Source organism: Candidatus Polarisedimenticolaceae bacterium (genome assembly GCA_036376135.1).
GTDB lineage: Bacteria > Acidobacteriota > Polarisedimenticolia > Polarisedimenticolales > DASRJG01 > DASVAW01.
On the sequence record DASVAW010000046.1, the window covers coordinates 1 to 11,389 of the forward strand.

7 protein-coding genes are annotated in these 11,389 nt (G+C 73.1%); all 7 read left to right on the forward strand.

Annotation, left to right across the window (positions count from 1 at the left end; all coding sequences use genetic code 11):
- Window positions 1-1,791 (forward strand): excinuclease ABC subunit UvrC (gene uvrC / locus VF139_04380; protein ID HEX6850621.1); only part of this gene is annotated, 1,791 nt, incomplete at its 5' end.
- Window positions 1,788-2,696: an alpha/beta fold hydrolase gene (locus VF139_04385; protein ID HEX6850622.1), complete on the forward strand. Its 909-nt coding sequence runs from the start codon at window positions 1,788-1,790 to the stop codon at window positions 2,694-2,696. The genes uvrC and VF139_04385, both read left to right, overlap by 4 nt.
- A gap of 13 nt (window positions 2,697-2,709) precedes the next feature.
- A complete protein-coding gene (locus VF139_04390) occupies window positions 2,710-3,603 on the forward strand; it encodes a farnesyl diphosphate synthase (protein HEX6850623.1) in 894 nt (297 codons plus the stop codon).
- Entirely contained in the window at window positions 3,600-5,429 is a 1,830-nt protein-coding gene (locus VF139_04395) for a hypothetical protein (protein HEX6850624.1), read from the forward strand. Before VF139_04390 ends, VF139_04395 begins: the two co-directional genes overlap by 4 nt.
- 19 nt (window positions 5,430-5,448) lie before the next feature.
- Window positions 5,449-6,924, forward strand: coding sequence for a bifunctional glycosyltransferase/class I SAM-dependent methyltransferase (locus VF139_04400; protein HEX6850625.1), 1,476 nt, complete (start codon window positions 5,449-5,451; stop codon window positions 6,922-6,924).
- A gap of 3 nt (window positions 6,925-6,927) precedes the next feature.
- Entirely contained in the window at window positions 6,928-8,970 is a 2,043-nt protein-coding gene (locus VF139_04405; protein HEX6850626.1) for a hypothetical protein, read from the forward strand.
- Entirely contained in the window at window positions 8,967-11,156 is a 2,190-nt protein-coding gene (locus VF139_04410; GenBank protein HEX6850627.1) for a tetratricopeptide repeat protein, read from the forward strand. The genes VF139_04405 and VF139_04410 overlap by 4 nt, the downstream gene beginning before the upstream one ends.
- Window positions 11,157-11,389: the final 233 nt, after the last annotated feature.

Here is an 11,389-nt window from a genome sequence, read left to right on the forward strand (position 1 = left end):
TCCAAGCTCGACGCCCTCCCGGACCGCCCGGGGGTCTACCGCTACTACGACGCGGGCGGCGAGCTGCTCTACGTGGGCAAGGCCAAGTCGCTGCGCTCGAGGGTGCGCTCCTATTTCCAGCCCTCCGCGCAGCACCCGCCGCGCACGAGGGCGCTGGTCGAGTCGGTCGCCGACCTCGAGATCATCGTCGTCGACACGGAGACCGAGGCGCTGATCCTCGAGTCGAACCTCATCAAGAAGGAGCGGCCGCGTTTCAACGTCGTCCTTCGCGACGACAAGAACTTCCCCTACCTGAAGCTCTCGCTCGAGGACACCTACCCCCGGGTGTCGCTCGTGAGGCGCGCGCGGCTCGACAAGAACCTCTACTTCGGGCCGTTCATCCCGGCCTCGCTCGCGCGGCGCTCGATGAAGATGGTCCCGCGTTATTTCCAGGTCGCGACCTGCAACGAGGTCTTCGACGGCAAGCGCCGGCCCTGCCTCTACTTCCACCTCGACCAGTGCCTGGCCCCGTGCGCGGGGAAAACGACCCCCGACGAATACGGGAAGGCGGTTCAGCACGCGCGCCTTTTCCTGGAGGGGCGGCACAAGGACCTCGAGGCCTCGCTCGCGTCCCGGATGAAGGAGGCGTCGGACGCCCTGGAGTTCGAGAAGGCGGCGCGCCTGCGCGACACGCTGCGCACGGTCGAGAAACTCGCCGTCCGGCAGCACATCGCCTCGGTCGGGCTCGAGGAGCAGGACTACTTCGCCCACCACGCGGAGGGAAGCCAGGCGGCGCTGCAGCTCTTCCAGATGCGGCAGGGGAAGGTCCAGGCGCGGCGCGAGTTCACCTTCGACGAGATCGACTTCGAGCCCGCGTCGTTCTACGCGAGCGTGCTGGCGCAGTACTACGCCGACCAGGAGCCCCCGCCCGAGGTCTACCTCCCCGAGGCGCCGGCGGACGCGGAGCTCCTCGAGCGGTTCCTGGCGGGAAGGCGCGGCGGGCGGGTGACCCTCAAGGTCCCCGAGCGCGGGGTGAAGAAGCGGTTCCTCGAGCTCGTGCGCAAGAACGCCCTGCTCGCCTTCGAGTCGCGATTCCGCGCCGCCCACGCGCACGGGGTCGAGGCGCTCGAGTCGCTCGCCGAGGTCCTCGGCCTCGACGAGCCGCCGTTCCGGATCGAGTGTTTCGACATCTCCAACATCCAGGGGTCCGACTCGGTCGCGTCGATGGTGGTGTGGGAAGGGGGGAAGCCCAGGAAGTCCGACTACCGCACCTTCACGATCCGGAGCGTCTCCGGCCCCGACGACTTCGCGTCGATGGCCGAGGCGGTCACGAGACGCTACCGCCGCCTGCTCGAGGAGGACCGCCGCCTTCCCGACCTCGTCCTCATCGACGGCGGGCCGGGACAGCTCGGGGCGGCCGTGCGCGCCCTCGCGATCGAGGGGCTTCCGATGCTCCCGATCGTCTCCCTCGCCAAGAGGGAGGAGGAGATCTTCGTCCAGGGGGAAGGGGAGCCGATCCGCCTCGCCCGCTCGCACCCCGCCCTCCAGCTGCTCCAGCGCGTGCGCGACGAGGCCCACCGCTTCGCGGTCGCCGCCCACCGCGGCAAACGTTCCCGGCGGACGATCCGGACCGCGCTGACCGACGTCCCCGGGATCGGCCCCGCGACGGCGAAGAAGCTCCTCCGCCTGTTCGGGAGCCTGGACGGGGTGAAGGGGGCGAGCGACGAGGCCCTCGTCCGGGCGGCCGGGGCGAAGGCTGCGGCGGCGATCCGGGCGCATTTCGGAGCGACGCTCTATATTCCGCCGCCATGAGCGTCGTGCGTCGAGCGCTGCTCGTCCTCGTCGTCGCCCTGATCGCAGGGGCCGGTGTGGTCTTCGCGCGCGTCTGGCAGGCGACGCATCCGGCGCGCGCCGCCCGTGCCGACCAGGCGATCGCCCTCGACCTCGCGAAGGCCGAAGGGGTCACGTTCAAGGCCGCCGACGGCGTCGAGCTGCGCGGCTGGTTCCTCGAGGGTACGGCCGGGGGGCCCGCGGTCATCCTGTGCCACGACCTGGGCGGAAGCTCCGCGCAGATGATCAACCTCGCGATCTACCTCCAGAAGAAGGGGCTGCACGTCCTGGCCTTCGACTTCCGCGGCCACGGCGCGAGCGCCGAGGCCGCCGCGACGCTCGGCGCGACGGAGAAGCGGGACGTCCTGGGGGCCCTCGACTACCTGGTCGCGCGGGGGGGAGGCGCGATCGACCTGCGCCGGGTCGGCGTCTACGGAACCGGCTCGGGAGCGCACGCGGCGGTCCTCGCGGCGGCCGACCGCCCCGTGCTCCGCGTGCTCGTCCTCGACGGCCTCTGGGCCGACGCGGGGCAGAGGCTCGCGCGCGAGGTGTACGGGCGATGGTCTTTCGGGGCGAAGCGGTTGTCGTTCGTCCCGGCGGCGATGCTGCACGCGATCGCGAAGAGCGCCCCCGAGGACGCCCGGGCCGACCGCGCGGTCGCCGGCCTTCGGGGACGGGACGTGTTGTTCGTCGCCCCCGCGGGGGACAGCGCGCTCGCGGCCGCGATGGAGAAGATGTACGCGAGCCTCCCGCAGACGCGCGACGCGGAGGCCAACCTCGTGACGCTCCCGGGGACGGGGACGGCGGGGCTCTACGGCGCCGAGCTCGAGCGCTACCACGACCGGGTCGGGACCTTCCTCGGAACCCGGCTGGCCTCGACCCGCTGATATCTTGGCCGCGATGGCCGCCCCCGGAACCGACGACCTCCCCCTCTGGCTCGCCGCGCGCAAGCGCCGCGTCGAGGAGGCGGTTGCCGCCGCGGTCCCCGCCCTCGGCACCCCCCCCGCGAGCCTTCACGAGGGGATGCGCTACACGCTGCTGCTCCCCGGAAAACGCCTGCGCGGGGTCGTGACCCTCGCCGCGTGCGAGGCGCTCAAGGGGGACGCGGAGGAGGCGCTGCCGTTCGCGGCGGCGGTCGAGATGGTGCACGCGTCCTCGCTCATCCTCGACGACCTGCCGTCGATGGACGACGCGACGCTGCGGCGCGGGAAACCCACGCTCCACCGCGTCGTGGGGGAGGCGAACGCGATCCTCGCCGCCGTGGCGCTGCTCAACCACGCCTTCGCGGTCGTCGCCCGGGCGGCGGCGAGCAAGGACCGCGAGCGGGTGCGCGCCGTCGAGGTCCTCGCCTTCGCGATCGGGGCGGAGGGGCTCGTGGGCGGCCAGGTCGTCGACCTCGAGTCGACCGGCAAGCGCCTCGATCTCGACGAGCTCGAGTTCATCCACAGCCACAAGACCGGCGCGCTCTTCATCGCCGCCGCCGAGCTCGGCGCGATCGCGGCGGGGGCGCGCGAGCGGGACGTGGAGGCGCTGCGCCGCTACGCCAAGAACCTCGGCCTCGCCTTCCAGATCACCGACGACCTGCTCGACTACAGCGGCGACCCGGCCAAGACGGGGAAGGACGCCGGCCTCGACCGCGACCGGACGACGTTCGTGAACCTCTCCGGGATCGACGGGGCGCGCCGCCTCAACGACGAGCTGATCGACGCCGCGATCGCCGCCCTCGAGCCGCTCGGGAAACGCGGCGGGCGCCTGGCCTCCCTCGCGGAGATGGTGCGGGAGCGGGATCGTTGAGCGGGCCCGGGTCGAACGGCTACGACGACGTCCGCCGGCGCCTGGTCGAGCGCGGCTACCTGCAGGGTCGCGTCGAGCGGTTCCTGCTCCGGGACCTCGTCGACCCCGGCTCGGAAGCGCGCGGGATCGCGCGCACCGCGCTGAAGGCGGCGCTGCTGGGGGCGCCGATCCTGGGAGCGCTGCTCGCCGGGGCCGCGGTCGCGGGGAACCGCCCGCTCCTCGGGGCGACCGACGGCCTCGTCCTCTGGCTCTACTTCGCGGTCGTCTCGGGGATCGTCCTCTTCCTGCTCGATCTCGTCGCCGCGTCGATCGTCGTCGCGACCGCGCAGCGCCGCGGCGCGCGGCGGTCGGACACGCTGCGGGCGGGGCTTCTCGTCTCCCTCCCCACGCTCGCCTACCTGCTCGTCCTCTGGTGGAACCGGAAGGGGGGCGGGCTCCTCGAGAACCTCGCCTTCCTCGCCTCGGCGGTCGTGGCGACGGCGCTCATCGCGTGGCTCGCCGGCCTCGTCTCCCTCGCGGGGATCGTCGGCCGCACCGGCCAGGTCCCCGACCGCGGCCGCCGGGCGATCCTCCTCGCCCTTCTCGCGGTCCCGGCTGCGGCGTTCGTCCTCCTCCCGAGGACGGATCCGTCGAACGCCGGCTCCGCCCCGTTCGATCCGGCCCCCGCGACGCGCCTCACCGTCGTCGGCATCGACGGCCTCGACGGCGGGCTCGTCGAGGCGCTCGCCGCGACGGAGGCGGTGGACGGGATGCTCGGCGCGATGCAGCGCGGCGCGGTCCTTCCCTGGAAGCGCCCGCCCGCCGCCCAGCCGCCGGAGATGTGGACGACGCTTCTCACCGGGATGCCGGCCGAGGCGCACGGCGTCCGCGAGGCGGGGGCGCAACGCCTCCCCGGCGTCGCCACGCCGCTGCGCCGGGGAGGGCCGCTCGCCCTCGAGGCGGCGCTGCGTTACCTCCTCCCCGCGCGGGACGTCCCCACGAGCGGCGCCTCGCGCCGCGTGCGCACCGTCTGGGAGATCGTCGGGCTGAAGGCCCCCGCGGCCGCGGTCGGGTTCTGGGCCTCGTGGCCGGCGGCCCCCCCCGGCTACGTCGTCTCCGACCGCGTCCTCGCGAAACTCCTCTCCGACGCCGCGGGGGATCGCGACACCGCCCCGGAGTCGCTGTTCGATCGCCTGCGCCACGAGTTCCCCGAGGACAAACGGGAGATCCGCGCTCGGTTCGACGCGGCGATCGCGCCCGGGGTCTCCGAGCCGCTCCGCCCGCTGGTCTGGGAGTCGTTCCTGATCGATGCCTACGCCTGGCGCGTCGCCGAACGCCTCGCGGGGGACCCGTCGCTCGCGGCGACCTTCGTCTACCTCCCGGGGCTCGACATCCTCCGCTTCCGTCTCGGAGAGCGCGGGACAGCCCCCGGATCGACCGCGATGGTCGAGGCGCAGGCCGCCCTCGAGGCGTACGTGCGCTGGCTCGACGCCCTCGTGGTGGCGGCGGCGAAGGGCGCGGGGCGCACCGTCGTCGTCGCCGATCCGGGGCGCGCCGCGGGCAAAGGCTCCGAGGGGTTCGTCCTCGTCACGGGGGAGGGGACGCGCGCGACCTGCGTCGCGCCGCCGATCGACCCCCTCGACCTCGCGCCGACCCTGCTCGCCCTTTCGGGGTACCCCGCGAGCGACGAGATGCCGGGGCGCGCGTCGCTCCACTGTTTCGAGGGGGTGCGAGAGCGACCCCGCGTTCCGACCTTCGGAAGGCGGGCCCCGATGACGGGGGGCGCGGCGTCGGACTACGACCCCGAGATGATCGAGCGGCTGCGATCGTTGGGGTACGTGCGCTGACCGTATACTGCGCGATCGCATGCCGACCCTCTCCATCGTCGTCCCGGCCTACAACGAGCGGCGCACGCTGCTGACGATCCTCTCGCGCGTTCTGGCCGTCGATCTCTCCGCCCAGGGGCTTCGCAAGGAGATCGTGGTCGTGGACGACGGGTCGCGCGACGGGACGCGCGAGACGATCGAGGCGCTCGGCCGCGACTGGCGCAAGGTCATGGGGCCGGCGCTCGCCAAGCGCGGGATCGATCCGGGCGTGATGGACCGGGCCGAGATCCGGGGGATCCTCCAGCCCGGCAATCGCGGCAAGGGGGCGGCGCTCCGGCGCGGGTTCGAGGAGGCGACGGGGGAGTACGTCGTCGTCCAGGACGCCGACCTCGAATACGACCCGCAGGACTACCCGAGGCTTCTGGTCCCGCTCCTCGACGGGCGGGCCGACGCGGTCTACGGGAGCCGCTTCCTCGGCGAGGAGCGGCGCGTGCTCCTCTACTGGCACTCGATCGGCAACGCCGTGTTGACCGGCTTCTCCAACATGGTCAACGACCTCAACCTCACCGACATGGAGACCTGTTACAAGGCCTTCCGCCGCGACGTCCTGCGGTCGATCAGGCTCACGAGCGACCGTTTCGGCTTCGAGCCGGAGATCACCGCCAAGCTCGCGCGGATGGGGTTCCGCATCTACGAGGTGCCGATCCGCTACGCCGGGCGCGGGTACGAGGCGGGGAAGAAGATCACCTGGAAGGACGGGCTCGAGGCGTTCTGGTGCATCGTGAAGTTCCGCCTCACCGGCGACGTCGCGACCGCCGCCGGCAACGAGACCCTCGAGAAGATCGGCCAGCTCCGCCGTTTCAACCTGCACATGTTCGAGCGGATCCGCCCGTGGCTGGGGAACCGCATCGTCGAGGCCGGGGCGGGGCACGGGAACATCACGAACTACCTCCTCAACTGCGGCGAGGTGATCGCGACCGACCTCGACGACGAGGGGCTGCGGCGCCTGGAGGAGGACTTCGGCGTCCTCGACAACTGCCGCGTCGCGCGGTGGGACATGCGGGAGCCGCTCCCGGTCGATCCCGGCGGCCCGGTGGACACGATCGTCTGCCTCAACGTCCTCGAGCACATCGACGACGAGGCGGCGGCGTTGTCGCGGGCGCGCGAGGTTCTCGCGCCGGCGCAGGGGCGCGTGGTGATCCTCGTCCCCGCGCATCCGTCCCTGTTCTCCCCCCTCGACACCGCGCTCGACCACCAGCGGCGCTACACGAAGGAGACGCTCCACGCGGCCCTCGAGCGCGCCGGGTTCCTCGTCGAGCACGTGGAGTGGTTCAACCTGCTGGGGCTTCCCGGGTGGTGGCTCAACGGCCGCATCCTCAAGCGCGACCGGCTCCCTTCCGGGCAGCTGGGGGTGTTCAACCTCGTGTCGAAGTTCTGGCTGCCGATCGAGCGGATGGTGCCGCTCCCCACCGGTCTCTCGCTGATCGCGGTCGGGAAGGCCGTTCCGAAGGGCTGACGGGTGATCGGCCTCCTCGCCGCCCTCGGGGTCGCCGCCGCGGTGCTCCTGTGCGCATGGGTCGTCGCGACGCGCCTGCTCTCCTCCGCCCCGGGGCGCGAGCAGGTGCTCGCCGCCGGAGTGCTCGCCTGCTGGGGGGCCTACCTCGTCGGGCGCATGCTCCTCGCCGTGCACGCGTTCCGATGGTGGGTCGTGCTCCCTCTCGCCGCGGTCGCGGGGGTGCTCGCGTGGAGGGCCCGTCCCGCTCCGCTCCCGATCCCGGCGATGTCGCGGAGCTTCCTCCTCGCCGCGGGAGCGGTCGCCGCGATCCTCGCGGCGAGGGTGCTCAAGGGGACGGTGTCCCCTCCGCTCGGCTGGGACGCGATCACCTACCACCTCTTCAAGGCCGGGCGCTTCGTCACGCTCGGTCGCTCGATCCACGAGGCCGCTCCCGACGGCTGGGGGTATTACGAGTTCTTCCCCGCGGCGGGAAGCGTGCTCTTCGGCGGGACGATGCTCTTCGCGCGCGACGGCGCGCTCCTCGCGGCGGCGGGCGGAGCCTTCGGCCTTCTCGCCTCGCTGGCCGTCTACACGCTCGCGCGGCGGCTGGGGGCGTCGCGCCCTCCCGCCGCCACCGCCGCGCTCGCGATGGCGGCGACCCCGGCGCTCGCCTCGTTGCTGACGACCGCCTACGTCGACGTCCTCGTCGCCGCCGGGATCCTCGCGGCGCTCGCGCTCGCCCCGTCGAGGGAGGACGGGCATCGCTGGGCCCGGGTCGCGCTCGCCGGTGCGGCGTGCGGCCTCGCCGCCGCGGGGAAGACGAGCGCGGCCCCCGCCGCGGTCGCGCTCGCGGCGGCGATCGGCCTTCTGGCGCCGGGGCTCGCGCCGGCCTTCGTGGGAGTGGCGGCGGGGACGGCGCTCCCCGAGTACCTCGGCACCTGGCTTCGGACCGGGAACCCGCTCTACCCGTTCGGCCTCGCCGTGGCGGGGCACCCCGTGCTCCGGGGGAACGTCCAGCTCACCACGCTTCTCTCCGGGAATTCCCCGAACCACGACGTGAGCGGGTACCCGTGGTGGGAGATCTTCGTCTGGCTGGGGGGGACGTGGCGCTGGCCCCGCAGCGACTTCGCCGGTCTGGGGCTGGGCGCCGCGCTCGTCGCCGTCCTCGCGGCGTGGGGACTCGCGTGCCTTCTGCGCGATCCCGCGCGGCGTCGCGGCGCGCTCGCGCCCCTGCTCGTGGCGGGGGTGCTCGTCGCGGCGGCGTGGTCTCCGGAATCGGTCGCCCTGCGCACCTTGTGGTCGTCGGTTTTCGGACGTCACGTCCTGCCGATCTGGGGGGTGCTGCTGGCGCTCGCCGCGCTCGTTCCCTGGAGCCGCAGCCGGTTCGTCTTCTCGGCGGTCGTCGCGGCCGGCGCGGCGATGTCGATCCCGCTCGGCTGGGGCCGGGCCGACGCCCGCGGCGCCGCGATCCTCGCGGGGGCGCTCGTCGTCGGCCTCGCGCTCCACCGCGCGACCCGCGGCCGCGCGGGGGTGCTGGCGCTTCTCCCGCTCGTGCTCGCCGTGCCCCCGGTGCGCGAAGGGGCGCGTTACGAGGTCTGGCGGGAGGCGGCCGACCCGAAGGGGGGGCCGTACGACTTCCACTCCCTCGACCCCGACGCGGTCTCGGCGTGGCCGATGTGGAAACACCTCGACGGGGTCGCGCCGTCGCGGATCGCGGCGACTTGCGGGTGGAACGGGGTCAGCCAGTCCTGGTATCTGTACCCGCTGCTCGGGTCGCGCCTCCGGCACGAGGTCGTCTACGTCCCGCCGACGATCGACGGCACCGTGGTGGACTACGCCATGCCCGAGGCCCTCGACCGGAAGGCGCAGCTTCGCGGGTACCTGCGCAACCTCCTCGCCCGCGGGGTGGACCGGATCGTCGTCCTCCACCCGGCGCCTCCGGAGCACGTCGCCTGGATCGTCCGCCTCCCCGAGGTCTTCGTCCCCGAGTGGGCGGACGCCGCCCACGACAACCACCTCTACCGGTTCGACCGCGAGCGCGCCCGCGCGATGGTGGAGGCCCCGTGACCCGGCGCCTGCTCCTCGCGGCCACCCTCGCCCTCGCGCTGGCGCACGCCCTCGTCTACCGATTCCTCTGCGACGACGCGTTCATCTCGTTCCGCTACGCGCGCAACCTCGCCGACGGATTCGGCCTGGTCTTCAACCCCGGCTTCGAGCGCGTCGAGGGGTACACGAACTTCCTCTGGGTCGTGATCCTGGCGGCGGGGGATCTCGTGGGGATCGCCCCCGAGCACGCGGCGAATCCGCTCTCGCTCGTCCTCACGGTCGTGTTGTGGGGGCTCGTCGCGCGGGGGGCGGTGATTCTGGGCGACGAGGACCGCCGCACGTGGGCCGTGGCGGTCGCCCCTCTCCTTCTCGGCGCGACGCGCTCCGTCGCGGTCTGGGCGACGAGCGGCCTCGAGACCCGGCTGTACGAGGTCCTCGTCGTCGGGGGAACGCTCGCCGTCGCCTCGGAGGTCGAGCGCCGGGGCGCCCGGCCGTGGGGGGCGTTCCTGCTCGCGCTCGCGACCCTCACGCGCCCCGACGGCCTGCTGGTCGCGGCGTGCGTGCTCTCGTGCGGGGCGCTCTGGGCGCTCACGAAGCGGACCGCGACCTTCGGGTCGGTCGCGCTGCAGGCGGCGGTCTTCTGGACGCTCGTCGGCGCGCACTTCCTCTGGCGCAAGGGCTACTACGGGGAGTGGCTTCCGAACACCTATTACGCGAAGGTCGGCGGCCGGGCGTGGTGGGAGATGGGCTTCACCTATCTCGGTGCGTTCGCGCTCGAATACGGGTTGTGGCTCGTCGTGCCGGTGGCGGTTGTCGGAGCGGTGTTCCTGGTCCGCCGCGGGCGCGGGCACGTGCCGCTCCTCTTCGCGGCCGCGGTCGTCCCCCACGCGATCTACGTCGCCTCGATCGGCGGCGACCACTTCGAGTACCGCCCGCTCGACGCGTATTTCCCGTTCCTGTTCCTGCTCGCGGGGGAGGGGGTGCGCCGCCTTCCCTGGCGCGCGGCGTTGACCCTCGCCCTCGTCTTCGTCGTGACGTGGCTCCCGCTGCGATCGCACCTCGGGTTCGTGAAGGAGTACTGGCCCGGGTTCCCCGGCCAGCGCCCCGATCACCCGGTCGCGGGGAAGTTCCTCGAGCCGTTCACCCCCCTCGGCCGACTCCACCGCGACCTCCTGCGCGAGACGACCTCGCGCTTCGTGGGGATCCGGCAGGAGGAGCACCGGCTGTTCCTTCGGACCGTCGAGGACCAGGGGCGTTACCTGCGCGCGCTCGTGGACGACGGCGTGCTCCCGAAGGACACGCACGTCGCCACGAGCTGCGTCGGCGCGATCCCGTATCGCTCGAATCTTCGGACCCTCGACAAGCTCGGCCTCACCGACAAGGTGGTCGCGCGATCGACGCCGTCGGAGTGGCGCATCCTCGCCCACGACAAACACGCCACGATCGACTACGCGCGCTCGATCGGCGTGGACCTGTGGTCCGAGGATCCCGTCCACCTCGCCCTCCCGCTCGGCGACGGGCGCATCTCCTTCCACCTCGACGCGGCGGTCGCGGCGGGGGAGGAGGTCTGGTGGGCGCAGCTCCCCGGGGATCGGGCGCTGCTGGTGCGCCTGCCGCTGGGCCCCGACGCGGCGCGGCGGAAGTTCCCGAAGCTCGACCTGCGGTCGATCCGCGACCCGCAAGCGCTCGCCTCCCTTCGCGCCGCGATCGCGACTGCGGAAGCGAAGGGGGCGGGGGAGGATCCCGACTCCCTCGCGGGGCGCGTGCGCGCCGCCACCGTGCGCGCGGCGCAGGGAGACCTCGACGGGGCGATCGCGGCGCTGCGCGCGATCCCCGAGCAGGACGACGCCGACGTCGCCTACAACCTCGGCACGCTGCTCGCGCAGGCGGGGCGCATCGACGAAGCGATTCCCCCCCTCGAGCGTGCGACGAAGGCGCGGGGGGACTTCTCGCGGAGCTGGTTCAACCTCGGCCTGGCCTACTCGAAGGCGGGGAGGGCGCAGGACGCGCTCCCCGCGCTCGCGAGGGCGGCCGAGCTCGAGCCGGACAACCCGGAGATCCGGTTCGCGCTCGGGGCGACCGCGCTGACGCTCGGGAGGGCGGACATCGCCCAGGCGCAGGCCGCGGCCCTCGAGGGGATGGAGGGGGAGCGGGGGAAACAGCTCGCGGCGCGGTTAAAGGCCGCGGAATCCCCCTTGTCGAATTAGGACCATCGCCGTACTGTTTCGCTCGTCGCGGAATCGCCTCGAAGTGGGGTGGCCCGCCCGGACCCGGTGGGGGTAGATTCTCGGCCCGCTTCCCGGAGGAATGTCGAACCGCCATGACGACCGCCATGCCGACCCATCCCCGCCGCAATCCCGACACCTCCTTCCGGAGCATCGGGGACGAAGGCGGGCTCGTCGTGCTCCCCGGCCGCGCCGAGGTGAAGGTCCTCAACCCG

What these genes read in the sequence shown, in the direction of transcription:
- VF139_04385 (HEX6850622.1), top strand. Translation starts at nt 1,788, where the DNA reads ATGAGCGTCGTGCGTCGAGCGCTGCTCGTCCTCGTCGTCGCCCTGATC.
- VF139_04390 (HEX6850623.1), top strand. Translation starts at nt 2,710, where the DNA reads ATGGCCGCCCCCGGAACCGACGACCTCCCCCTCTGGCTCGCCGCGCGC.
- VF139_04400 (HEX6850625.1), top strand. Translation starts at nt 5,449, where the DNA reads ATGCCGACCCTCTCCATCGTCGTCCCGGCCTACAACGAGCGGCGCACG.